Genomic DNA, 25,756 nt, shown 5'->3' on the forward strand with positions numbered 1-25,756 from the left:
TGTTTCTGAGCCTTAAAGATATCTTTTTTGCTGTCTCCGTTATTCAACTAAATCCCCTTTTTTAAGTACATTTATTCACATATAAATTCTATATATTTTTTCTATGTTAAACTTTAATATTGTTTTTCCCACTTTAAATTGTTTTTTTATTGAAGCATCCCTCACCAATAAAACAACTTTAATTTCATTATTTCTTTATTGCAGATTAAGCATTTAGGTTTTTACGGAATACTTTTTCGGCTCTTGATAAATGATCCAGACGAGTCTTTCTAATCAACACTTCCCCGTCTGCCGTCTGTCGGTTTCTCCAAGCCAAATAGCAAGTGGTTGAGGTCTCAGTGTTATTATTGGTTTTCATCTAATAAAATCGTTTCACTATTTTCAACAGCTGCTAACATTTGAGCTGTATCGATACCGCAATCTAATGATTTTCACTTTACATGGACATAGTAAAATTATTATTTTAAGGAAGTGATATGATTGGACCAACAACAAGCGATTAAGACGCTTAACACATTCTTACGGGGTTCATATATGGCCATTAACGCCTATGAACACTTTATAAAAAAGCTACAACATTCCTCATTAAAAGACTCGTTTATTTCGATCCAGAAAGACCTAAAAAATCACGCAATCCTTATTTCAGAGAGAATTCAAAATCTAGGTGGTACACCTATAACGAGTGAAGGAATATTTGGAAGGATTGAAGCGAAAGTTGTAAATTTGATTGAAAACTACAATTCAGAGGAAGAGATTATAAAACATGCTATTAAGGGGGAAAATATATATGGGATAAAAATGAGTGAGGACCTAGTAAGGGGGAAGTTAGATGAAGAAAGTCTTAGTCTAGTCCATAAAATCCTGGATAAAGACCGGGAACATGTGGATTATCTAAAATCTCTTCTACATTCTTAAAAGTGAATTTCTCATTCAAATTAATTTTAGTACATTTCATTTCTTCCAAGCCTAACATATATATTTAATAAAAAAATCACCTCAAATCAAGAGGTGTTTTTTTATCAATTAAAATTTTTGCTTTCATATTTATTAATATCATTTTTCCTAATATGATTAAATAAGTTGGTTTGATATCATTGATTCCTTATTCACTTCTCTTCCAAAATCTCTATCCATTCATCATCGCTATAAATCCAATTATCTTCTGTTAGAATTCTAATTTCTCTTTCATACTTTTCTGCACGTTGATAATCTTTTTCCTGTGGGTTAGGAATTCTGGATAAGTCTCTGTTTTCTTTTAAATCCGCTATTTTAACTGTTCGACCAAGCTCATTTAATTTGGCGCGATATATAAATGCTCCCCTCTCTTCTCCTTCCCTTCTAGTCACAGAATCAATTCCAGCTATAATTTTTTCTGAAAAGCCATATTCTCGTAAATCATCAAAGGTAAGCTCTGTATCCTCGATGATATCATGCAACACTCCGACAATTTTCTCTTCTGCCGTGTCTAACCTATTCATTACAGCTAATGGATGATTAATGTAAGGGTTACCGCCCTTATCAAATTGATCCTTATGATACTTTTTAGCTAATTCAATAGCTAAGTCTAATAACTCCTCAGACATACTAATCCGTCCCCCATTCTTTTTTAAATATTATATTAATATTATAACTTCATTTGGAATGAAATAAGAAATGGGTCGCTTTCATTTAATCGCAGATAAAAAAACATCTCAAACAACAGAGAGTTTTTAATAACAGGTAGAAAATCTTCTCTCTCAAACGGAAGTCAATAGCACTCTTATGCATTAATACCTTTCCTAAAGAATCACCTCAAACGGCTGTTTAGCCCTTCCATCCAGCAATATTTGAGAAAGTTTCATAGCTGCAGCCGGATGTATACTCAAAATCCTTTTTCATTCTTGTTGCATAAGCATAGGAGGCTATTGATAATAAAGGTTCAAATGTTCGATTTTTATTCATCATCTCGGGATTTTTTAATGTACGCTCAAAATTTTGCTGCCCCTCTGCAACCACTGCACAACGGATATACAAAAATAAATCAACAGAAAAATTGATTGGATTATCTTCTGTATATGAATATTCTCCGATGTTTTTGGCATGCTCTCTAGTGTCTAATAGGTAGAGTTTGTAAGATAATGCTTCCTCAAATTCTTTTATATCTTTTACACTCATTTTTGATAAAGCAATAACGGCCGGTTCTAGTATATCTTCTCTCCCATTACCATTTGAATTCAGCAAGGAAATAATAGACCAAAATTCTTCATCATGCATCATCTTTTTAGGTACTTGAGCTATATTTCGATTTTCTTCCTCTTCATTTTTTTGTTCCTCTTGAACTTCTTTAATAAAATTCTCCTGATCATTCTCCCATCTCCATTCATGATAAACCTCTATTCCAATACGATCCCATTGTTCACAGAATGAATTGCATATTATAGCTTTTTCCTTTTCCGCCAAAGGAAGATTTCCTATATATATTAAATCCCGAGGAGGCTCTCCATCAACCCATACAAGGGCTCGATTATTCTTATAAAAAAAACGATTTTGACGAAGGATATAAGTTAAACAATTATTCTCAATAACAGGCAGTTCCTCACCTATATATGGAGTTGTGATAACCAGGTATGAGCCTAATTCTTGATGGTGCTTAGCAATTCTTATCGCACCAAACCGTCCATCAGGCAGTTTTACAGCAAACACATCTCCAATTAATACTTCAAACTTTTGTTTATCCAAATCGTATTCCCCCTATATATGTATACATCAATTGTATTACATTTTCTTACAAAAGGGTTTTTAATTAAAACTAGTAAAACTATGCTTATCCCAGAAATAAAAAAAGATAGCAGGACATACGCTTCCTGCTATCTCTACTATTAGTTTATCGATTTATTTTTAAAGCTTAAAAACCGAAAAATCTCTCGCTAATTCAGTATTTGCAAAAACAGCTTTGGCCTCATTAACAAGCTCTATTTCATCATCCATAGTAAATCTGGAACTGATGTGAGTGAGGATTAAACGCTTGGCACCCGCTTTTACAGCGCATTCGGCTGCCTGAATGGTAGTCGAATGAAAATAGTCAGCGGCCATCTCTTCCTGTCCCTTTTGGAAAGTAGCTTCATGAACGATGCATTCAGCGTGCAATGCCAGATTGACAGTATTTTCACACGGGCGGGTATCACCCAATATAGCAATCACTCTCCCCGGCTTAGGTGTTCCGATATAATCTCTGCCATTTATTATGCGGCCATCCTCCAATTGGACCATTTCACCTTTTTTCAGCTTGCTGTATAACGGACCGGGCGGAATTCCAGCTTCTTTTAATAAATCAGCCCGTAGTTCTCCGGGTTTATCTTTTTCGACGATTCGATACCCATAGCTTAAAATAGCATGATCTAAAGGCAATACCTCCACTCTGAATGTCTCATCCTCGAATAGCAGACCATCTTCTACTATTTCCACGAATGACAGATCATATTTTAAATGAGTTTGGCTCAAACGCAAGGACGTTTCCACATACTCTTTGATTCCTACCGGTCCGTAAATGGTCAGCGGTTCTGTCCCCCCCTGAAATGAACGGCTGCCAAGTAAGCCAGGTAGCCCATATATATGATCACCATGCAGATGCGTGATGAATATTTTCTCTATTTTTCTCGTTTTTACAGGCGTGCGTAATATTTGATGCTGAGTCGCTTCTCCACAATCAAACATCCAGCTTGCCCCTCTCTCTTCATTCATCTGCAGGATAAGCGAAGATACGTTTCGCTGCTTAGCCGGTATGCCGGCTCCTGTTCCTAAAAATACAAATTCCAATCTAATTCCTCCAGCCTATTTGAATACATCTATTTTACAGCACTCTTCCTTTTTTTTCAGCATTTGAGAAAATCCGAATACTTCCACATTTTTAATATAGCGATAAAATATTTTATTTTCTCCCTCTTTATCTGTAAACTAAGTATAGATGGAAAAAATTCAATCCATTGATAAAGAGTTGAATAAGAGATAAAATAAACTATCGTAATTACCATATAAGGAGAGGTTCTGAATGCCCACTATTGACAAACAATCAGGATTAATATTGATATTTGGGGCTACTGGAGATTTAGCGCAACGGAAACTTTTCCCTTCATTATTCCGTCTATACACGAAAGGCAGATTATCTTCAAACTTCGCCTGTATAGGAATTGGCAGACGCGAATGGACAACAGATCGTCTTAAACAACATATTCAGGAAGCGGTTGCCGATGAACATGGCACTGATTCAGAAAAGCTTGAATTTGCCGGTCATTTCTACTATCAATCACTGGATGTCAGCCAAGCGAGTGTATCATATGAAGAACTGCGTCTCTTGGCAGACCAATTGGATGAAAAATATGAGTTAAATGGAAATCGACTATTTTATCTTGCGATGGCACCGGAGTATTTTGGACCGATTGCCACAAGATTAAAAGAAGATGGATTGACCAATACAGCCGGTTATAAACGCTTAGTTATCGAAAAGCCATTCGGCCATGATTTTAAATCAGCTGAAGAGCTCAATAATCAGCTTCGTCAATCATTCTCCGAAAATGAAATTTATCGAATCGATCATTATTTAGGGAAAGAAATGGTTCAAAATATTGAAGTGATTCGCTTTGCAAATGCTTTTTTTGAACCGCTTTGGAATAATCACTACATAGCCAATGTTCAGATTACCTCTACAGAAACTCTCGGAGTTGAAGATAGAGGCAGATATTATGAGAACAGCGGTGCCTTGCGTGATATGGTTCAAAACCATATTATGCAAATTGTTTCACTGCTTGCGATGGAGGCTCCGATTAAATTAACGACTGACGAGATCCGCAGTGAAAAAGTTAAAGTACTTCGCTCCCTTCGCCCTATAAAGGAAGATGAAGTAGATCAATACTTTGTGCGCGGTCAATATGGTGAAGGTCAAGTCGGTGACAAACTTTTACCAGCATACCGTTCTGAAAATATGGTTGACCCAGAGTCCAATACAGAAACTTATGTAGCCGGAAAATTGTTATTTGAAAATTTCAGATGGGCCGGTGTACCGTTCTATATCCGTACCGGCAAGCGGCTTGCGGCGAAGTCTACTCAGATTGTCGTACAATTTAAGGACGTGCCGATGAATCTGTTTTATAGAACTGAAGAGCAGCTAAACCCTAATTTACTAGTTATTAATATCCAGCCTAAAGAAGGAATCACGCTTCACCTCAATGCTAAAAAAGGCGGAAAAACACCAGTTAAATTAAGCTTTAGGACTTCCAAATACGACCGATTCAATACCCCTGAAGCCTATGAACGCCTGCTTTTCGATGCGATGCGCGGAGATGCAACAAACTTTTCCCATTGGGATGAAGTAGCCTTGTCCTGGAAGTTCACAGATGTAATTTCTCGTGCATGGGAAAGCCAACCTGCTGGATGTTTCCCTAATTATTCATCCGGTTCAATGGGGCCAGAGAGCGCAGATGAACTGCTCTCAAAAGATGGCTTCCATTGGTGGGCAATTGAAGAAGAAGACGAGTAAATTAAAATAAAGTTGTGGAGGAGAAACCAATATGAAAATTTATGATGTTTCTATGCCAATTTACACTGGAATGCCCGTTTATAAAAATATTGAGGACAAACAGCCAGTTTTCAACACTGTAACAAATGGACATGTTACCGAATCCCGTATTACTCTTGATGCTCATGTCGGAACTCATACAGATGCCCCGCTTCATATGATGAATGACGGTGCTACTATTGAAACAATTGGACTTGAACGTCTCGTTGGTAAGTGTAAAGTATTTGATTTAACTCATGTAACAGGGTTAGTTGAAAAAGAAGATCTTGAGTCTTTGCCTATTGAAAAAGGTGACTTTATTCTTTTAAAAACAAAAAACTCTTTCGATGAAGAATTTAACTTTGAATTTATCGCGCTAGGTGAGTCTGGTGCGAAGCATGTGTCTGAGATTGGCATTAATGGAGTGGGAATCGATGGGCTTGGTGTTGAACGTGCCCAACCTGGACATCCTACTCACCGTACCCTTTTTGCAAACGATGTAATTGTTATTGAAGGCTTGCGCTTGAAAGATGTCCCTGCCGGTGAATACTTTATGGTCGCAGCACCGCTTAAATTGGTAGGCATTGATGCTGCTCCGTCTCGTGTATTATTGCTGGATGGTATGCTTTAATAAATGATTAAATCCACTTTCGCGTGCGAAAGTGGATTTTTTTTGATGTTGAACATATCATAAAAACCTTTTTCGAATTTCCGGTGAAAGCAGTATACACTGATCTTTCTTACCGAACCATTTAATTCTGTTCCTCGCAATTAAATCATACACTCTATCTCTAATAGTTCTTGGAACCAGCTTAAAGACATACAACATACTCCATAAACCCGATAAATGTTTACATATCCTTAAGGCAGCCGAAGACTTCATATAGTATTTGTGATTATCTGGTTCAAGTAAAATTAAGCTGTCTATTCCTTCAGGAACATGGTATTCCTTTAATAACTGCTGGCCTGCTTCACTCTGCAGGGAGGCAAAAACAAAAATTCCTTTCGGGTCTCTTTTAATGATAAATTGAACACTCTTATCGCAAAAATTGCATTCCCCATCAAATAATACAATCATCTTCTACTAACCCCCTTCTCAAGTTGCCCCTTCGGTTTCTATTGATAAAGTTACCCTCTTTATTGTGATATAGACAATTTTGTTACCCCAAAATATAAATTCTTCTATTTGATTATACTAAACCCATCTTATTAAATATTGGATTTTATCTAAAAACCATCTCAGGTGCTATAAAGAATTAACCCTATGATAGTTTTTAAAAACTTCATGAATCTTTTTGATTGATTTTGAATGAATTTGATTGATTTTTATTTATAAACAAATTATATTTAAACGGTAGGGAGGTGACTGGATTGCTGACTTCAGAAAGACAGCAATATATCATCGAAAAAATCAACCAAAATGGCTTCATCAAAATACAGGAGCTAGTAAAAGAATTACATACATCAGAATCCACAATTCGCAGAGACTTAAGCCAATTGGAAGACATGTCTATTTTAAAGAGAGTACATGGCGGAGCTGAACTTGTGAAAAAACGCAGCATTGAACCAACGATTCTGGAGAAATCCACTTCCAGAACAAGCGAAAAAGAAGCAATCGCCAAAGAAGCGGCGAGTATTATTGATGATGGTGATTGTATTTATCTTGATGCCGGTACTACAACCCTTGCTATGATTCCATTCATTCAAAATAAGCCCATTACCGTTGTCACAAATGGGATTATGCAGGCAGCTGCACTTCAGGAAAGCAATATTATTACGTATTTAATTGGTGGCCGCATTAAGAAATCTACAAATGCAATAATTGGCAGTCAGGCTATCAATAATATTAACAACTACCGGTTTGATAAAGTTTTTCTAGGAATAAACGGCATTCATCCAGATTGGGGCTTCAGTACACCTGACCCAGAGGAAGCTATATTAAAAAGATCAGCCATCGATTTATCGAAAGAAGCTTTTATATTAGCCGATTTCAGTAAATTTGATGAAACATCGTTTGCCAGAGTGGCTGAATTGAATCAAGCAACCATAATTACCAGCGGGATGGATTCAGCCAAATTGGCTAAGTATAAGATGAATACAAAAATAAAGGTAGTGAAATCATGATCTATACCGTAACACTAAATCCATCGGTGGATTTCATCGTAGAGGTTGATCATTTTCAACTTGGTGGCTTAAATCGAATGAGTAAAGAAGCTAAATATCCAGGAGGAAAAGGAATAAATGTTTCACGTATCCTCTCCCGAATCGGTTCAAAAACAACTGCACTTGGTTTCAGCGGTGGATTTCCGGGTAGATTCATTCTCGATGCTTTAAGAAAAGAGAGCGTACCTGAAGATTTTATCGATGTTGATGAAGATTCCCGAATCAATATAAAGCTAAAAACTGGGCAAGAAACTGAAATCAATGGATTAGGGCCATACATAAGCGCCGAAAAAATGGATGAACTCCGTCAAAAGCTTTCAAACATGACCAAAGAGGATATTCTTGTTTTGTCAGGCAGCATCCCTCCTTCCATTTCACCAGATTTGTATCAGCAGTTAACAAGGGAATATGCAGCACAAGGCATACAGGTAGTAGTAGATGCAAGCGGAAAAACCTTACTCGATGTTGTAAAAGAACATCCTTTTCTTGTGAAACCAAATCATCATGAACTTGGAGAACTATTCGATACGAAAATAGAAACAACCAAGGAGGCCATTCAGTACGGTAGCATTCTTGTTGAGCAAGGTGCTAAAAACGTGATTGTTTCTATGGCAGGCGATGGAGCTTTACTTATTAATCGTGATGGAGTTTATACAGCTACGATTCCAAAAGGTGATGTAAAAAACTCTACTGGCGCAGGCGATTCTTTAGTAGCTGGATTTATCGGGAAGTGGGACCAAACGAAGGATATACAAAAAGCATTTCAATATGGAGTTGCCTCTGGAAGTGCAACAGCATTCAACTACGACCTTGCCGAAAAAGAACATATCGAAGCTCTTCTCCCGCAAGTTGAAATTCAAAAACTATAAGGAAGTGAAACCATGAGAATCACAGACCTGTTAAAGAAAGATACTATTATCCTGAATCTTTCATCCAGTAACAAAAAAGAAGTTATTGATGAACTTGTCAGCAAACTAGATCAAGCAGGCAAACTGAAAGATCGTAAAGGATATCATGAAGCAATCATGAAACGTGAAGAGCAAAGTACAACCGGTATCGGTGAAGGGATTGCAATCCCCCATGCTAAATCGGCAGCTGTTAAAGAAGCGGCCCTATGTTTCGGTCGTTCCATTAACGGAATTGATTATGAATCATTGGATGGGCAGCCCGCTCGCCTGTTCTTTATGATAGCTGCGCCTGACGGAGCAAACGATACTCATCTTGATACCTTATCCAAGCTGTCATCTATGTTAATGTATGATGATTTCCGTCAGGCCATTTTGAAAGCTGCCTCAGAGGATGAAATCCTCTCTATTATTGATGCCAAACAGAATGAGCTTGAAAATGAAGATTCAAAAGATCAGCCTGCTCCGGATACTGCAGAGGCAAATGAAGAAGGTTATGTGTTAGCCGTCACTGCCTGTCCAACTGGAATTGCGCACACCTATATGGCAGCGGATGCCTTAAAAGCAAAAGCGAAAGAAATGAATGTAAATATTAAAGTAGAAACAAATGGTTCCACCGGAATCAAAAACCCTCTCACTGCTGAAGATATTCAAAAAGCAAGTGCAATCATTGTTGCTGCAGACAAAAACGTTGAAATGAATCGTTTCAATGGCAAACATGTGATTCAAGTTCCAGTAGCACAGGGAATCCGTAAGCCAGAAGAACTAATTAACCGTGCTTTAAAACAGGATGCCCCAATTTATGAAGCCAAAGGCGGATCCACTAATCAAGATAGCGGGAATCAGGAGAAAAAAGGGATAGGCTCTCAAATATATAAACACCTCATGAGCGGTGTAAGTAATATGCTTCCATTTGTTGTCGGCGGCGGTCTCTTAATTGCCCTTTCCTTCTTATTTGGCGGAATTAAACCTACGGATCCAACGACACCGGGCTACAATGAATTTGCTGCAGCACTCAACACCATTGGCGGCGGAGACAAGGGTGCGTTCTTCTTATTAGTACCCGTACTTGCCGGTTTCATTGCCAGCTCGATTGCAGATCGCCCAGGTTTCATGCCCGGTATGGTCGGCGGATTATTGGCTGCAACGGCCGGCGCAGGCTTCCTTGGTGGATTAATCGCTGGTTTCCTTGCAGGGTATGTGACTCTTGGTGTGAAAAAAGCTTTCAATTGGCTGCCAGCTTCTTTGGAAGGTATAAAACCCGTATTGCTATATCCTTTATTTGGCCTATTAATCACCGGTCTAATTATGATATTCATCATTAATGACCCGGTTGTGGCCATGAATAAAGGGCTGACTAATTGGCTTGAAAACTTAAGCGGTACAAACGCAGTGTTCCTTGGTTTAATCGTTGGCGGTATGATGGCTGTTGATATGGGAGGTCCTATCAATAAGGCTGCTTTCACATTTGGTATAGCAGCAATTGCTGCCGGAAATGGTGTACCCCATGCAGCTGTTATGGCTGGAGGGATGGTACCACCTCTTGGCATCGCACTATCCACTACGCTCTTTAAACAGAAATATACTGACTCGGAACGTAAGTCTGGTCTTACAAACTATATTATGGGCGCATCCTTCATCACGGAAGGAGCAATACCCTTTGCAGCAGCAGATCCGATTCGAGTTATCGTCAGTTCTGTAATCGGTGCTGCTACGGCTGGAGCCTTATCTGCAGCATTTGGCTGTTCGACTCCCGCCCCACACGGCGGACTCTTTGTATTCTGGTTAATTGATAATCGCTACATGTACCTTCTAGCCATCCTAATCGGTTCACTTGTAACAGCTGTTCTTTTAGGTTTCTGGAAAAAGAATGCAACTATTAAGGATGTTGCGTAAGCAAAAAAGAAAGAATGACCTTGTTTCTGGTCATTCTTTTTTTATATGCACAGATATCCGCATATAATATCTAATTTCTTTGTTGACGGCTGAGCTTAATTCTTCGTATAGGTATATAACTGCCTATTGGTTCACTATCATAAAATTTACACTTCCCTAAATTTGTACGTTTGCAACCAGAATATTCACTCACCCCTACTCAGGTATTAAATCCCTCCCATTGTTAATTATTCTAAAAAAATAAAAAATAGTAAGTTTTATTTCTAAATTTTATTAATCTCATATTCTTACAACAACGAAAATTAACACTTATAACTTTAATCTAAAATTTTACTATGCTAATATAATAACGATATTGTATTTTTATCAAATAGCTAGTAAAGGAGTTGATTAAAATGAAGCATATAAAAGTTGTGACCCTCACTGCAGCTGCAATCATGTCGACTGCTTTTGCTCAAGAAGCCTCTGCAGCATCGACATATACAGTTAAAAAGGGGGATACACTTTCTTTTATTGCCTCAAAATTCAAAACAACGGTTTCGAATTTAAAGAAGTTGAATGATTTGACAGGTGACATTATTTATCCAAACCAAGTCATCACAGTATCTAGCAGTACATCATCATCCGGTATTACCGAACGTTCTATCAGTTCTAAAACTTACACCATTAAATCAGGAGATACTTTATCAGCAATAGCTGCTAAGCACTCTACGACTGTAAGTAAACTAAAGAGCTGGAATGATTTAAAGAATGATCTCATTTACCCTGGTCAAATTATTAAAGTGGCCGAAGGTGCTTCCGGATCCTCATCAAGCACCAATCATTCTTCTTCCGGAAGTACATCAGTGTCTACCAATCAGACATATACGGTAAAGTCAGGAGACACATTAAGTAAAATCGCCCGTAAATATTCAACTACGGTCAGTCAGCTTATGAGCTGGAACAACCTATCGAGTACAGTTATTTATCCGAATCAAACGTTAAAGGTGACTAAGTCTTCAACTACTACTGGATCTAGCAGTTCAAGTTCTACAAGTTCTTCCAGCAGTAGTTCATCCGCTACTACTTATACGGTGAAATCTGGCGATACGTTAAGTAAAATTGCCAACAAGCATTCAATTACGGTCAGTCAACTTAAGAGCTGGAATAACCTATCCAGTACAATTATTTACCCTAACCAAGTGTTAAAGGTGTCTAAGCCTTCTACTACTACAGGGTCAAGCAGCTCTTCAAGCTCTTCCGGCAGTACTGCTACTTCAACGACCTATACAGTTAAGTCGGGGGATACGCTAAGTAAGATTGCTAAAACCTATTCCTTGACCGTTTCACAAATCAAATCGATGAATGGGTTAAAATCTGATGTGATTTATGTGGGGCAAAAGCTGAAAATTTCAAAGGCAGCAAGTGATTTGCCTTCTGTTTCCGAACCTTCAAGCGGGTCTTCTTCCGCTCAGGAAACAATAGGAAACTCAGCTTTTACATCTAATCTGATTTCCATCAGTAAAAGCTTGATCGGCACAAAATATGTGTGGGGAGGAACAACACCATCTGGGTTCGATTGCAGCGGTTTTCTTTATTATGTCTTTAATAAAGCGGGACATTCTATGCCAAGATACACGGCTGAAGGTTTCTTTAATCGTTCCTATTATGTAAGTTCTCCTCAGCCTGGAGATCTCATTTTCTTTTCCGGTACATATAAGAAAGGAATCTCCCATTTAGGCATCTATCTAGGAAATAATGAATTTATTCATGCTGATAACAGCGGAGTACGTATTACTAGTACAAACAACAGCTATTATAAAAAACATTTTGATAGTTATAAGCGATTATACGCTAATTAAGATTCAGCGAGCGGGTTCTATTACCCGCTCGCTGTTTTTTCACCAATAGACTCACCTTCCCTCTAATGATAAATTAATAATAGATCTGTGCTACAAATAGTAATTCTAATAGAAAGGTTGTTAAGGATGAGTCATATATATAATGAAAGAGAAATAATAGAACCAGTTCATTTATGCGATGAAAAAGGTAATTTAATACCTGATAGCATAGGCTGGTCGAGAAAGCCTCTTATCAGCGGAAATGTCACTGGACGCTTTCTTCGTAAAAAGAAATGGAACTATTGGTGTATAACAAATAAAGATGTTCTTTTTTCGGCTACAATCAGCCATTTAGATTTCGCAATGGTTTGCTTTGTTTATTATCTCGATTTAAACACCAAGACATTTTTTGAGAAAACAGCCTTATTTCCTTTTAAAAGTAATAAAGCGCTCCCTAATGATGTATTGGCGAGTACTAAACTCACCTCCAAACAAATGGACATCGCTATATTATGGGAAAATAATCGTTTTCAGCTGAACGTAGAGATTCCTAATTTTAACGAAAAACCGTTGCTGGCAAACTTTGAAATTAGCTATCCTGAAACGGATTCGTTGAGTGTTGTCATACCCTGGAGTGATCAAACATTTCAATTAACAACGAAAATGCACTGTCTTCCTACTAAAGGGACGCTGACTATTGGGTCTAAAACCTATCAATTTACTCCTGATGAAAGCTATGCCAGCTTAGATTACGGACGAGGTATCTGGCCAAGAAACTGTACCTGGAATTGGGGAATGGCATCTGGTAAACAAGGAAATGATGTAATTGGTCTAAATTTTGGCGGACAATGGACTGATGGGACAGGCTTTAATGAAAATGCAGTATTAGTTAATGGACGGCTGACAAAAATCAGTGAAGATATGAAATTTCACTATAATAAACATGATTTCATGCAGCCATGGAAGATTGACTCTTTGGCGACTGATTGTGTAAGGCTCACCTTTACACCTCTATATGAACGGATCGCCAAGACTGATGCTATTATAGTGAAATCAGAAGTACATCAAATGGTAGGCTATTATAACGGAGAAATACGCTTACCGGACAGCACTATCCTGACAATCAAGCAAATGCTTGGCTGTATTGAAGACCATATAGCAAAATGGTAGATTGATGTTCACTTATTCAAATATAGATATACGGAGTTGCCTAAAAAAAAGTTAGTTTTCTTCATGTTTTTTCACAATCCATATCGTTTGCGTTCCTAACTGGCGATTGAGTTGACAAATGTAAGTTGCAACATTACAATTTACTTGTTACTTACTAAAAATAAGCAAAGCATATAATAATAACTTTATTTATGGAACTGTGGGGGATTTACTTTGTCAAATGTACATAAAGATTTATCAACGATTATTAAGGAACGTCATTCGATCAGACAGTATGATGCTTCTTTTAAAATTTCCGAAGAAGAATTAAAAAGCATCCTTGAGGAAGCTACTTTAGCTCCATCTTCTAGCAATATGCAGGCTTGGAGCTTCATCGTAGTTAAAGATGAGGATAGAAAGAAAGATCTTGCCTTATATGGTAACAATGCAAAGGTGGCTGAAAATGCATCTGCTGTTATTGCTGTCCTTGGGGATACTGAAATGTATAAAAAAGCAGATCAAATCTACGATATGATGTTTGAAGCAGGCTATGTTGACGAAGAAAATAGACAAAGGCTCGTGAATGATGTTAAACGGGTCTATCCGGGTGCACCTTTAGAAACAAGAGCTAATATGGCAAGCTTTGATGCCGGTCTTGTTTCCATGCAATTAATGCTGATAGCGAAAAATCGTGGGCTGGATACCATTACGATGGGCGGCTTCGATAAAACTGCTTTTGCTAAAAATTTCAATGTGGACGAAAGATATATTCCATTAGTATTAATCGCAATTGGTAAAGCAGAGGGAGATCATTACTTTAAAACCGTACGCTTACCTGTAGAAGATATTACTACATTTATCTAATCGAGATGATATAAGGATAGAGCTGTCACACTAGTTGGCAGCTCTATTCTTCATTTTTTCAGACCAATATAAAGTAAATGTGATGATGTACCGAGCAGAGATGGTTCCTTTGCATACTCAATCAACAGGTCTACTATTTTTCCCATTTCGCCTTCACCCTTCTCTCTCCAATAATTCCACTGATGATTTGTAACCATAGAACCTATATTAGATCCTATTAAAGCTACTTTTTCAAATCCACTTGATTTCATAAATGGATCTATATCTTCTACACGATAATAGTATGCACCCGTAAATCTCCCACTATCTGCATGATTAAAACAGCCGGTTTCGGTAAACTGTCGAATGGCATCCACCGTGTTGTTTGGCCGCCAATGTTCAGGACAGATGAGTGAATTTAACATGTGCTTTACTCTTGGCATAAATGCTATGAAAACAAGGCCGTTTTTCTTGGTTACACGATATAATTCTTTTACCGCCATCAATCGATCCTCTTCCTGCTGCAAATGGTATAGTGGCCCTAGCATTAATGAAGCATCGAATTGTTCATCTTCTATTGCAGACAGGTCTCTTGCATCTATGTTATAAAACCCATCAAATTGGGCAAACAGTCCCAATTCCCGCGCTTTATCTTCAGCAATATCAACCAAGCTCGGTGTCAGATCCGACAGGGTAACGCGATACCCCTCTTCAGCCAGCTTAAGCGAATATTTCCCTGGGCCTGCTCCATTGTCCAAAACAGTACCTGATGGAGTTAAATATTTTTTAATATAATGCCAATTCACCTGAAACTCAATTGGTTCCCTGTCTAATCTGCCCCACTCATCAAATTCACTATAGTAATCAACAATCTCATTCATACCGATCCCCCTTTAAACTATAAAACGATTTGACTACTTATGTTCAAGAAAGAGAGCTTAAAACCCTCCTAATTGTTAAAAATATTATTCGTGAAGCAGGAAAACAACCATTCCCTCTATGCTTGTGATTTATGATAAAGAACTAAAATAGATTAGAAAATTAAAATCCTTCAAAGAGGAATTAGTGCCATAGAAGCACAAATTAACAATCAATGATTTGACTCCAAGTCTACTGAATGAACCTACTACTAGTAGAGAATAAACCTATATTACAGAAGATTTCTTTTCTGTCCTTCCATAAAAAAAGCCGCTCAAATTGACTCCAATTGAGCGGCAAAAACATTAACTTTTTGAAATGAATCCTTATCTATTTTCCTTTTAATTCATCCATACTCTCATCACGGATATTAATTGCTCCAGGTTAATTGGTTTACTGATATAGTCTGATGCACCAGCCGCTAAGCATTTTTCACGATCGCCCTTCATTCCTTTTGCTGTTAAGGCAATAATCGGTAGTGATGCAAACTCTGAATTCTGACGGATACGTTTCATCGTCTCATATCCGTTCAATTCAGGCATCATAATATCCATCAGGATCATATCAATCTGGCAATCCTTTTTTAGAATCTCCAAGCATTCGATTCCATTATGAGCTACTAAGACTTCCATTTTCTTTTTTTCAAGAATTGCTTTTAGTGAGTATATGTTACGCTGATCATCATCTGTAATAAGCACTCTTTTTCCATGATGTATGTCCAATTGGATATCATTTGGTTCTTTAGCCGCAGCCACTTCTGCTATCATCTGATGATATTGATCCCCTTGATTTACATTAATATTTTCCTGATTCTGTAGATACGGTATATAAAGAGTAAACGTACTACCTTTCCCTACTTCACTTTCAACAAATATATGACCGTTAAGCAAATAGGATAATTTTTTGCAGATTGATAAACCTAAGCCTGTTCCACCATATTTTTGTACAGTAGATCCGTCTCCCTGTTGAAAGGCCTCAAAAATGGTTTGTTGCTTATCTTTATGGATTCCTATACCTGTATCCATGACAACAATTTTTATCCACTCGTCAGTTTGAGTGGTATTATGGTTATCTTTTTCATCACATGTATGGATTATTTTTTCCACCTTCACAGACACTTTTCCTCGTTCTGTGAACTTAATAGCATTTGATAGTAAGTTTTTTACGATCTGCTGAATTTTTTGTACATCTGTATAGAAATAGGAAGGTAGATTCTCATCTATTTCAATGGTGAAACCAAGTTGTTTTCTTTCGGCTTGTGGCGAAAATATATTTAAGGTTTCAACCAACTCACTGATGTTCATTTTGCTATATGTGATTTCAGACTTTCCAGCTTCTATTTTTGAAAGGTCAAGTATATCGTTAATTAAAGATGTTAAACTGTCTGCAGCCGAATAAATATATTCAATATACTCTTTTTCCTCTGCTGAAAAACAATCACTATCTATGTCTATTAACATCTCTGCAAGAATTAAAATACTATTTAAAGGAGTACGAAGTTCATGGCTAATATTCGCCAGAAATTCGGATTTATAATTTGAGCTTAGCTGCAATTGTTCATTTTTAATTCTTAATTCTTCCTGGGACTGTTCAAGTTCCTTCGTTTTTTGTATAGCTTCTTGCTCACGTTCTTCCAGAAGTTCATTAATCGTCATTAATTCTTCTGACTGTGAATGAAGCTCTTCAGTCTGAACCTGCAATTCTTCAGTCATTGCTTTTGACTCATTTAGCAAACATTCAATTTCCATTCTATTTAGAACACTGTGTATGGCCAAACCGAGAGATTCATTCACCTGCTGAATGGCTTGGTATTGTATATCTGAAAAGCCAGTTATACTTGCAAATTCAAGAACCCCAATCGTGTTGTTTTCATAAATGATTGGGACAATTAAGAAAGCTTTTGGTTTTGCCTCACATAAGCCCGTTGAAAGTAGTTGGTAATCTTCCGGGAAATCTTCTAACATAACTATTTTTTGATCAATAGCAGCCTGCCCAATAATCCCCTCACCAACTTTAAATTGATCTTTTCCACCGTCACCATAGGATGCTGCACGATAAAAACATGTTTCATCAGCTTGACCCCTCAAATAGAGCGCCCCAATCGAAGCACCTACTAATGGTGCAAGCTTCCCTTGAAGACGTTTTGCAAATTCATTTATATCAAAGACACTTTGTGTTAAGCTTGTTATTTCATTAATTTTTGATAGTACCCAGTTCTGTATCTTGATATCTTTCAAATACGCTTTCTCATTTTTATTGTAGATTTCTAAAGACACGGACATATTATTAAAAGCTTCAGCAATCAGACCTATTTCATCATCCGTTTTTACTTCAAGCCTGTGGAGGGTCGATGGATCATTTAAATCAATTTCTTTCAATACAGTTGTTATTTGTTTTAAGTCCTTTGTTGTTGAACGAATAACCCAGTATCCAATTAACCCAATTAACCCGCAGGAAGTTATTGTTAACAAGAAAACAACCTGACACAAATGATTGTACTTTTCACTTGCCCGTTTAAATGCGCCCTCCATCATCTCCTCTTGATAGCTAATAAACTCTTCTATTGACTCTGTTAGCTTAGAACTTGATTCCTCTATTTTCTTCCAATTTTTACTAACGTACTCATTGTCTTGTATTAATTCCATTATGATTATTCGTTCGTTTTCTTTGTATATACGATATAGGGATGCGCAATCCATTAATATTTCCCTAGCTTCCTCATTTAGTGTCATACCATGGATTTTTGCAAAATGTTCTTCAATCTTGACATGATTTTCAGCAAGTTTATCTTGTATAGTAGCTGATGTTACTCCTGATAGATCATTCGCAATACTCCCAACCAACATTTTTGATGAACTGACGTTCTTTTCTATCTCATAAGTATAATTCACTTTTTTATATCGATTTTCTACAATTTCTAATAAGTCCTCACGGGAGCTATTTAAATTCTGGATGGTCATTACCGAAAAGAGTACGATTACCACCATAATCAGGATTATAGAAATTTGGAATCTCCTTCCAAACCCTAATTTACTGCTAATCATCATCCTCATCCTCTACGCTTAGTATTCAACCTAACTATTTTAATATCCTAAGTTTTCTATTTATACCGGTATTATTAGCCAGTTCATACAAAATACTGTATGACTGATTGAACAACAATCAACAAGCTATATATAAGAAAATAGTAATCAAAAAAAGTGAGCAACTTCTCTGTATTCCAATATTACAGCTTTTATTTTGAAAAGAAATACAGTTTTTTTGGCGACGTTTCGAATTTGTATAATGAGATAAAATGGAGGTGTTTACTTTGCGAAGCGTTGATAAAAAAGAAATCGTTAAAGTATGGTTTCGGGATGTATTTACGGACGGGAATACAGATATTTTAAAAGATATTGCATCAGCGGATATGGTTACTCATTCTCAGGGAAATGACGAGGGCTATGTCGGTATCGAGCACTTTAAAAATTGGTTATCCTGGTATTGCACCTCTTTTGTTGAGCGCAAATGGAGCGTTCATGACACGATTGAAGAAGGTGATAAAGTCGTTGCACGCTATAGCGGATATAGCATTTATAAAGGCGGATTACTGGACATTCCTTCTGAAAATCAACAGGTTAAAGAAACGGGCATCATTATATTTCGAATCGAGAATGGTAAAATTGCCGAACAATGGTGTGAAATGAGTGATTTACAGCTTATTCAGCAGTTAGGAGTTAAATTTGCTACAAACTAAATTATGTAGAGCTATTCTTTTAAGAATTTCTACTGAATGGCTTTTAATCCATTTTTTTTGATTTATTCCATATAAAAACAGCGGATTTTAACCGCATCCACTGTAATATAGTAATATTTTAGTAGTAGAATTTAATAATCAATTAGATGAATTAACACTTCAGATTCTTTTTTGTAAAAAATATTGATGATGTCCTTCTGGATGATTTTCAATCACTCCAAATACGGAAAATCCGTTTTTCTTATAGAAATCTGGTGCTTGAAAGCTGAATGTATCCAACATCAGAAGTGTACATCCTTTTTCTATTGCATAGTGTTCAACACTTGCCAGAAGCTCTTTCCCTACCCCTTTTTGTCGCAATTGATCGTCAATCCACAGGAAATCAATCTGCATTCTTCCCCAGCTGTAATGAGCTGCGATTCCGCCCTGTATATGATTGTGGTCGTCCTTTACCACATAGGTGACTTTCCCATACGGTGTATCATTATACTCCGGCAGTTTTCGTCGATTAAAATCAATTAAATGTTCTCGGATAAACGCTTGATCTCCTTCGGTGCCGAGCTCTATTTTAATCACTCAAACAACCTCTCCTTCTTAATCAACGAGTTCTTTATACATTAGTATATCATCCACATACTGACCATTCAGAAAAAATTCTCCCTTTAATACACCTTGCTTAATATAGCCATTCCTCTTATAGAAAGATATAGCCGGTGTATTTGTGGACAATACCCTTAAAGAAATTTTTCGGATCCCACGCTTCTTCCCCTCTTCATCCAGAAACTGCAATAATTTACTGCCTATACTCTTGCCCTGAAAGTCAGGATGGACACCAATCGCCATTTCCCATACATGACAATTGCTCTCCAACGGAGTAGGATATTTAACAGACATATAGCCCGCAACTCTCCCGTTCTCAATTGCGACAAACATGCTTCCCGGCGGAAAATGCTGAGCATAATCGGCTACTGATTCCCAAACGATCGGCATCGGTGTATTTGTATAATTCCAAATCAAATTTTCAAGTTTTATTAATTGTTCGTAGTCCTCAATTCTTGATGAACGTATGACCATTTAATATCTAATCCCCTTTTCAACCATCTATCCTATAGTTTACTCTTTACATGCTTGAATGATCTATCAAAGTCAAAAAGCATTGCCACCCTCTAAAGAATGACAATGCCACACAAAAGGAATTTCTCCCTTTATTTCGTTAATTCAAGGAATTCATTTACATCAGCAATTGCAAGATCCACACCAGCCTGCCAGAAATCTGGTTTCGTTAGGTCTACACCTAAATGTTTCATCGCAAGCTCCTCTGTTGTCATAGCAGCTGTATCCTGCAATAATGCAATATATTTCTTTTCAAATGACTTACCTTCTTTTAAAGATAAGTGATAAATCCCTAAGCTAAACAAATATCCAAACGTGTACGGGAAATTATAAAATGGCACTTCTGCAATATAGAAATGCAATTTACTTGCCCAGAAGGTTGGATGATATTCACTCAGAGAATTTTGATATGCCTCTTTTTGTGCAGATGCCATCATTTCGTTCAAGCGCTCAACGGAAACCAATCCATTTTTGCGTTCTGTATAATAATTTTTTTCAAAAATAAAACGGGCATGAATGTTCATGAACATAGCAATTGCATTTAGTATTTTGTTATCGAGCAATGTGATTTTTTCTGCATCCGATACAGCAGCACGGACACTGGCATCAGAGCAAATTTGTTCAGCAAATGTAGATGCTGTTTCAGCGACATTCATCGCGTAATCTGTATTAAAGAATGGCTTATCATTTAATACATGGCTGTGGAAAGCATGACCTAGTTCATGAGCAAGCGTTGCTACACCGCTTGGTGAGCCTGAATAGGTCATAAAGATACGTGATTCATTTGTTTCAGGAAAGCTAGTACAGAATCCTCCAGGACGCTTGCCAGTACGATCCTCTGCTTCAATCCACGCCTTTTCAAATGCTTCCTGGGCAAATTTAGGCAATTCATCACCGAATTTCGCAAAATTATCGATGATAAACTTTGCTCCCTCATCAAATGTGTAATGCATCGGTTCCGTTGTTACGATCGGTGCATCAACATCTACCCAGCTCAATTTCTCTTTACCTAAAAGCTTTGCCTTACGGTTAAGAAACTCTACAAAAGGCTGCTTATTTTTTGCAATGACATCCCACATTACATCCAATGTTTCTTTCTTCATTCGGTTATACTGCAATGGCTCTTTCATAAAATCTTCAACACCATGCATTTTATAATTAGCCAAACGGAAGCCGCCTAAATGATTAATCGTGTCAGCAAACAAAGGGGCTTTTTCTCCCCAGGCTTTTTCCCATTTCTTGAAAATTTCCGCTCGGACTTCTGGATTAGGATCGTCGTGCATCTTATTAAAAGCTTGGCCAGCTGATAAATGAACAGTCTCGCCATCTTCATTTGTATAAGGAATCTCAATCATTTTTACAAGTGAATCGTAATGGGTACTCCACCCGACATATCCATCTACGCGCAATGCATTAATGAGTGCTTCTTCAGCTTCCGATAATTGTTCCTTACCATGTTCCCTTTGCTCATTAATATAGAAAGCTATTTCACTAATTTCTGGTTGTTCGATGATTTCTTGCCAGACAGCATCATTTATTTGGACAAGTTTAATTGTAAATCCTGTAAAAACTGTTTCGAATTCACTTATTAATGTGTATACTTCTCCATTTAATTGATCCGCCTTTGTATCATGGACATTTTGGGCAGTAGCACATTCAAGAAATGCCGATACCTGATAGATTGCTTTTTGCAGTACCTCTGTTTGTTTTAATATAGAAACAATCTCTTTGGTACCGCTAACGTCTGAAGGAGCCTGCCAAGCTTTTACTGCCCCTTTGTATGTATTTAACAGCTCTTTGATTTCAGCTAATTTTGATAGTAATTCAGGTGACTCAGAGCCATTTGGAAATATGTTATCCAAATTCCATGTTAGAGAGTAATTCATTCAAAAACCTCCTGTCTTTTCACAATTTTCAGTATACAACTTTTATTACCAGTTGGATATATATTTTCCTCAATAATAGTACTGTCTCCCATATGCTATCTACTCATCCTCTTGAACCTCTTGATTGGTTACCCTTTTTAATATATAAAGTAAAACTTTTTATCTATCCAATATTATTCCGTATAATGAGAGTTAATACAGCACGAAGAAAATAAGGAGACAGGTTATGGGATATTTTCAATCAGAGGAGACTTATCAATTATTAAATGCAGTAGGAGAAAATATTTTTATTTGTGATGATCAATTAACCATCATATTTATCAATCGTTACGCTGACAAATTAATTCAATGTCTAAGTCCTTTTACCGGTTTATCAAGTAAGGAAGAATATATCGGGAGAAACATAGCAGAATTTGATCAAGGGGGGAACTGCAAGAGGACAATACTCGAAAACGATTCCTTCCCCAATACCAGCAGAATTATATTTTTCAATAAATACACAGCTAAGATTGCAATAAGTCCCTTTACATTCAACAATGGTTTAACAGGTTATATGCTCACTTGGAAGGATGTAACCGATTATGAAGAAGAAATACATAAAGGGCATTCGATGATGGAAGAAATGTATGCTCCTATCATCAAAACAATTCTGGATGATGTACTTTTAATGCCCATTACTGGATTTTTGTCGGAAGATCGTCTTCATAAGATCAAAGAGAAGGCTTTATATGAAAGCTCTGATAAACAGGCTTCCTATATGGTGATTGATTTTACTAGCGTAACTTCACTGGATGACGAATATATTGTGGCAGAGCTGGAGGTCATCTCTCAATCCCTTGCTTTATTGGGTACAGAAGCTATATATACAGGCCTGTCCACTACTCTTGTCCGCCAAATCGTAAACCAGGGAACAAAAATAAAGAATGAAACATTTGCTACGTTTAATCAGGCTATGAATCATATCTGCAAAATAAAAGGCTACAAGTTGGTAAAATATTAATCTTGATCTTCCTCTTCAGCTTGATTTATTAAAATCAAGCTGTTCTTTTTGTCAACTGATTTGCAAACGAATGACAATTCGTTTGCGCAGCTTTTGTGACAATATTGTTTCATAAATTTGAATTAATTATAGTAATTTTAGTTTAGTTATAGATATTTGCAAATTATAGGACTATTATATCTAATATAAACAAGGTCATTGTAAATTTAACTAATTATTAATATATACATAGGGATAACCTACTAAACAATTTAAACTATTTAAGCCAACTCTTCATTCACGCAAAAATAATTAGTTACTTTTATAATAGAGGTGACAGCACTTTATAAATGGTTTTTTTTCGTCTGTTTTGTGAATGAATGAACAATGCATAAGAATTGAAAGGTGTGAACAGTTAAATGGAAGTATTGGATCTCGCTAGGTTTCAGTATGCAGCAACTACAATCTATCACTTCTTCTTTGTACCACTATCCATTGGATTGGTATTTTTAGTTGCTATTATGGAGACATTGTATTTTTTTAAGAAAAAAGAAATTTATTTGGACATGGCAAAGTTTTGGGGAAATATCTTTCTCATCTCTTTTGCTGTCGGAGTAGTTACAGGAATTATCCAAGAATTCCAGTTTGGAATGAACTGGTCAGAATACTCCCGCTTTGTCGGAGATGTATTTGGTGTTCCATTGGCTATTGAAGCCTTACTGGCTTTCTTTTTAGAATCCACATTCATTGGTGTATGGATGTTTGGGCGTGACCGATTGCCAAGATGGGTTCATTTACTATCTATATGGCTTGTATCAATCGGTACCATTTTTTCTGCCTTGTTTATTCTCGCTGCGAACTCTTTTATGCAGGAACCAGTTGGGATTGCGATTGAGAATGGCAAAGCTGTATTAAATGATTTCGGGGCATTTATCACAAATCCTCAGCTGCTTGTTGAATTTCCACATACGGTCTTTGGGGCTTTTGCAACCGGAGCCTTCGTAGTAGCTGGGATCAGTGCATTTAAAATATTGAAAAAGCAAAACTTAGATGTATTTAAGAAATCATTTACGATCGCTATGATTGTGGCGATGATCTCAGGACTTGGAATCGCATTTACTGGTCACTGGCAGGCACAGCATTTAATGTCCTCACAGCCTATGAAAATGGCAGCCAGTGAAGGTTTATGGGAAGATAGCGGTGACCCGGCAAGCTGGTCGCTAATTGCTAATATTGATGAAGAAACCCGTGAAAACAAGTGGTCTGTTGAAATCCCTTATGCTTTAAGTATCTTAGCCTATAATAGCTTTGAGGGATCTGTAGAAGGAATGAATACACTCCAGGAGAAATACACAGAGCTTTATGGTGAAGGCGATTATATCCCGCCGGTAGGAGCTGTTTATTGGAGCTTCCGCATTATGGTTTTCGCTGGTGCTATTATTATGGGCTTAGCAGCCTTAGGACTATTATTTATCAAGAAAAATAACCTAATAAATCAATCACTCTATTTAAAAGCAATGGTTGGAGCAATAGCCCTTCCTTTTATCGCCAATACAGCTGGCTGGATTATGACTGAAATTGGCCGGCAGCCTTGGACAGTCTTTGGATTATATACGACTGCACAGTCCGTATCCCCTAATGTTACTGCAGGACAGCTGTTAACATCGATTATTGTATTTTTGGGGGCCTATACTGTTCTTGCTGTCGTATTAATCACTCTTATTGTGAAACAAATTAAAAAAGGACCATACCAAACCACTGATACAAAACCAGATGTAGATTTATTTGACAAGGAGGCCTTTGGAGCATGAGTCTAAATGAGTTATGGTTTATCCTTGTAGCTGTTTTATTTATTGGTTTCTTTATTCTTGAAGGCTTTGACTTTGGCGTGGGAATGTCCACTCGTTTTCTCGCGCGTAATCAAAAAGAGCGGGATCAGTTGGTTTCTACCATCGGGCCTTTCTGGGATGCAAACGAAGTATGGTTGATTACTGCAGGCGGTGCTATTTTTGCGGCATTCCCTGAATGGTACGCAACCATGTTCAGTGGGTACTATCTACCATTTGTTTTATTCCTGCTGGCCTTAATTGTACGAGGAGTTGCTTTTGAATTCAGACATAAAGTCCATGAAAAGTGGATCAGTTTCTGGGATTGGATGATATTTGTCGGCAGTATAATACCTGCTTTTGTATTGGGTGTTCTTTTTACTAGCCTTGTACGTGGAATGCCAATTGATGCATCCAAAAATATGTATGCTAGCTTTGGAGATTACTTTGACCCCTACTCCATTGTTGGCGGAATCGCGATGATTGTGTTATGCCTTGTGCATGGTTTAACATTCATCGGCATTCGGACAGAGGGGCAGATTCGTGATCGTGCACGTTCTTTAGTATCAAAAATATATTTAATTCTATTAGCAGGTCTTATAGTTTTCGCCGTACTAACCTATACAATGACAGACTTATTTGAAGTACGGCCGCTCGCTACACCATTATTCCTGCTCGGTGCAGTTGTAACAACCGTATTAGGTTATGTATTCTCAGCAAAGAAAAGGGAAGCTTTAGCCTTCACTATGACGGCTTCAACTATGCTATTTACTGTTACGATGTTATTTGTTGGTCTGTTCCCAAGAGTAATGGTCAGTTCAATTAGTTCCGAATATAACTTAACTATATTGAATGCTTCCAGTGGACCATATACCCTTAAGGTGATGACCATCGTAGCATTAATATTACTTCCCTTCGTTCTTGGCTATCAAATATGGAGCTACTATGTATTCAGAAAGCGTATTTCTGATAAGGAACCGGTGAGTCATTAA

At 37.3% G+C, this 25,756-nt stretch carries 22 protein-coding genes; 13 read left to right on the forward strand and 9 right to left on the reverse strand.

Annotated features, from left to right (window positions below; translation table 11 throughout):
• The first annotated feature begins 480 nt into the window (after window positions 1-480).
• The gene (locus AC4G3O_RS04105; protein WP_139892421.1) at window positions 481-915 is read left to right on the forward strand and encodes a ferritin-like domain-containing protein; all 435 of its coding nucleotides are present in this window, start codon (window positions 481-483) and stop codon (window positions 913-915) included.
• A gap of 191 nt (window positions 916-1,106) precedes the next feature.
• Here AC4G3O_RS04105 and AC4G3O_RS04110 read toward each other — a convergent pair whose 3' ends face one another.
• From AC4G3O_RS04110 to rnz, 3 genes are all read right to left on the reverse strand, one after another.
• Window positions 1,107-1,583 (reverse strand): GTP pyrophosphokinase, encoded by a 477-nt coding sequence (locus AC4G3O_RS04110; RefSeq protein ID WP_491135879.1) that lies wholly within the window; start codon window positions 1,581-1,583, stop codon window positions 1,107-1,109.
• A 220-nt stretch (window positions 1,584-1,803) separates the two neighbouring features.
• Window positions 1,804-2,718 carry a DUF4240 domain-containing protein gene (locus tag AC4G3O_RS04115; RefSeq protein WP_077248055.1) on the reverse strand — a complete coding sequence of 305 codons (915 nt, stop codon included), beginning with the start codon at window positions 2,716-2,718 and terminating at the stop codon, window positions 1,804-1,806.
• 159 nt (window positions 2,719-2,877) lie between these two features.
• Window positions 2,878-3,795 carry a ribonuclease Z gene (gene rnz / locus AC4G3O_RS04120; RefSeq protein ID WP_066104689.1) on the reverse strand — a complete coding sequence of 306 codons (918 nt, stop codon included), beginning with the start codon at window positions 3,793-3,795 and terminating at the stop codon, window positions 2,878-2,880.
• 232 nt (window positions 3,796-4,027) lie between these two features.
• Here rnz and zwf point away from each other — a divergent pair, with 232 nt between their 5' ends.
• Complete coding sequence (gene zwf / locus AC4G3O_RS04125) at window positions 4,028-5,512, forward strand: glucose-6-phosphate dehydrogenase (RefSeq protein ID WP_066104691.1); 1,485 nt, start codon at window positions 4,028-4,030, stop codon at window positions 5,510-5,512.
• A gap of 31 nt (window positions 5,513-5,543) precedes the next feature.
• Complete coding sequence (locus tag AC4G3O_RS04130; protein ID WP_066104694.1) at window positions 5,544-6,161, forward strand: cyclase family protein; 618 nt, start codon at window positions 5,544-5,546, stop codon at window positions 6,159-6,161.
• Window positions 6,162-6,218: 57 nt separating this feature from the next.
• On the opposite strand, the gene AC4G3O_RS04135 is transcribed toward AC4G3O_RS04130, so the two are convergent.
• Complete coding sequence (locus AC4G3O_RS04135) at window positions 6,219-6,608, reverse strand: thiol-disulfide oxidoreductase DCC family protein (RefSeq protein WP_140462060.1); 390 nt, start codon at window positions 6,606-6,608, stop codon at window positions 6,219-6,221.
• A gap of 293 nt (window positions 6,609-6,901) precedes the next feature.
• Here AC4G3O_RS04135 and AC4G3O_RS04140 point away from each other — a divergent pair, with 293 nt between their 5' ends.
• The 6 genes from AC4G3O_RS04140 (at window position 6,902) to AC4G3O_RS04165 (ending at window position 14,327) form a co-directional block, all read left to right on the forward strand.
• A complete protein-coding gene (locus AC4G3O_RS04140; RefSeq protein ID WP_066104698.1) occupies window positions 6,902-7,654 on the forward strand; it encodes a DeoR/GlpR family DNA-binding transcription regulator in 753 nt (250 codons plus the stop codon).
• Window positions 7,651-8,562 (forward strand): 1-phosphofructokinase, encoded by a 912-nt coding sequence (gene pfkB, locus AC4G3O_RS04145; protein ID WP_066104700.1) that lies wholly within the window; start codon window positions 7,651-7,653, stop codon window positions 8,560-8,562. Before AC4G3O_RS04140 ends, pfkB begins: the two co-directional genes overlap by 4 nt.
• A 12-nt stretch (window positions 8,563-8,574) precedes the next feature.
• Entirely contained in the window at window positions 8,575-10,494 is a 1,920-nt protein-coding gene (locus AC4G3O_RS04150) for a PTS fructose transporter subunit IIABC (protein ID WP_066104704.1), read from the forward strand.
• Between the two features lie 395 nt (window positions 10,495-10,889).
• On the forward strand, window positions 10,890-12,335 hold the full coding sequence (locus AC4G3O_RS04155; RefSeq protein WP_140462059.1) for a peptidoglycan endopeptidase: 1,446 nt from the start codon (window positions 10,890-10,892) through the stop codon (window positions 12,333-12,335).
• Between the two features lie 126 nt (window positions 12,336-12,461).
• Entirely contained in the window at window positions 12,462-13,484 is a 1,023-nt protein-coding gene (locus AC4G3O_RS04160; protein WP_066104707.1) for a DUF2804 domain-containing protein, read from the forward strand.
• Window positions 13,485-13,697: 213 nt separating this feature from the next.
• Complete coding sequence (locus AC4G3O_RS04165) at window positions 13,698-14,327, forward strand: nitroreductase family protein (protein ID WP_066104710.1); 630 nt, start codon at window positions 13,698-13,700, stop codon at window positions 14,325-14,327.
• Window positions 14,328-14,377: 50 nt separating this feature from the next.
• Here the strand turns inward: AC4G3O_RS04165 and AC4G3O_RS04170 are convergent, their stop codons facing one another.
• Window positions 14,378-15,187: a class I SAM-dependent methyltransferase gene (locus AC4G3O_RS04170; RefSeq protein ID WP_066104713.1), complete on the reverse strand. Its 810-nt coding sequence runs from the start codon at window positions 15,185-15,187 to the stop codon at window positions 14,378-14,380.
• A 378-nt stretch (window positions 15,188-15,565) separates the two neighbouring features.
• The gene (locus tag AC4G3O_RS04175; RefSeq protein WP_491135880.1) at window positions 15,566-18,268 is read right to left on the reverse strand and encodes an ATP-binding protein; all 2,703 of its coding nucleotides are present in this window, start codon (window positions 18,266-18,268) and stop codon (window positions 15,566-15,568) included.
• 266 nt (window positions 18,269-18,534) lie between these two features.
• Between AC4G3O_RS04175 and AC4G3O_RS04180 the strand changes: the two genes are divergently transcribed.
• The gene (locus tag AC4G3O_RS04180; protein ID WP_181162040.1) at window positions 18,535-18,960 is read left to right on the forward strand and encodes an ester cyclase; all 426 of its coding nucleotides are present in this window, start codon (window positions 18,535-18,537) and stop codon (window positions 18,958-18,960) included.
• Between the two features lie 159 nt (window positions 18,961-19,119).
• Here AC4G3O_RS04180 and AC4G3O_RS04185 read toward each other — a convergent pair whose 3' ends face one another.
• The 3 genes from AC4G3O_RS04185 to AC4G3O_RS04195 all read right to left on the reverse strand — a co-directional run bounded on the left by AC4G3O_RS04185 (window position 19,120) and on the right by AC4G3O_RS04195 (window position 21,959).
• Window positions 19,120-19,536 carry a GNAT family N-acetyltransferase gene (locus tag AC4G3O_RS04185; protein WP_140462056.1) on the reverse strand — a complete coding sequence of 139 codons (417 nt, stop codon included), beginning with the start codon at window positions 19,534-19,536 and terminating at the stop codon, window positions 19,120-19,122.
• An 18-nt stretch (window positions 19,537-19,554) separates the two neighbouring features.
• Window positions 19,555-20,034 carry a GNAT family N-acetyltransferase gene (locus AC4G3O_RS04190; protein WP_140462055.1) on the reverse strand — a complete coding sequence of 160 codons (480 nt, stop codon included), beginning with the start codon at window positions 20,032-20,034 and terminating at the stop codon, window positions 19,555-19,557.
• A gap of 131 nt (window positions 20,035-20,165) precedes the next feature.
• Window positions 20,166-21,959 (reverse strand): M3 family oligoendopeptidase, encoded by a 1,794-nt coding sequence (locus tag AC4G3O_RS04195; RefSeq protein ID WP_140462054.1) that lies wholly within the window; start codon window positions 21,957-21,959, stop codon window positions 20,166-20,168.
• A 226-nt stretch (window positions 21,960-22,185) separates the two neighbouring features.
• On the opposite strand from AC4G3O_RS04195, the gene AC4G3O_RS04200 reads away from it, so the two are divergent.
• The 3 genes from AC4G3O_RS04200 to cydB all read left to right on the forward strand — a co-directional run bounded on the left by AC4G3O_RS04200 (window position 22,186) and on the right by cydB (window position 25,756).
• Window positions 22,186-22,959 carry a hypothetical protein gene (locus AC4G3O_RS04200; RefSeq protein WP_066104727.1) on the forward strand — a complete coding sequence of 258 codons (774 nt, stop codon included), beginning with the start codon at window positions 22,186-22,188 and terminating at the stop codon, window positions 22,957-22,959.
• Between the two features lie 398 nt (window positions 22,960-23,357).
• On the forward strand, window positions 23,358-24,749 hold the full coding sequence (locus AC4G3O_RS04205) for a cytochrome ubiquinol oxidase subunit I (RefSeq protein WP_066104730.1): 1,392 nt from the start codon (window positions 23,358-23,360) through the stop codon (window positions 24,747-24,749).
• The gene (gene cydB / locus AC4G3O_RS04210) at window positions 24,746-25,756 is read left to right on the forward strand and encodes a cytochrome d ubiquinol oxidase subunit II (RefSeq protein ID WP_066104733.1); all 1,011 of its coding nucleotides are present in this window, start codon (window positions 24,746-24,748) and stop codon (window positions 25,754-25,756) included. Before AC4G3O_RS04205 ends, cydB begins: the two co-directional genes overlap by 4 nt.

It is taken from the genome of Bacillus sp. z14 (2026) (genome assembly GCF_058313575.1).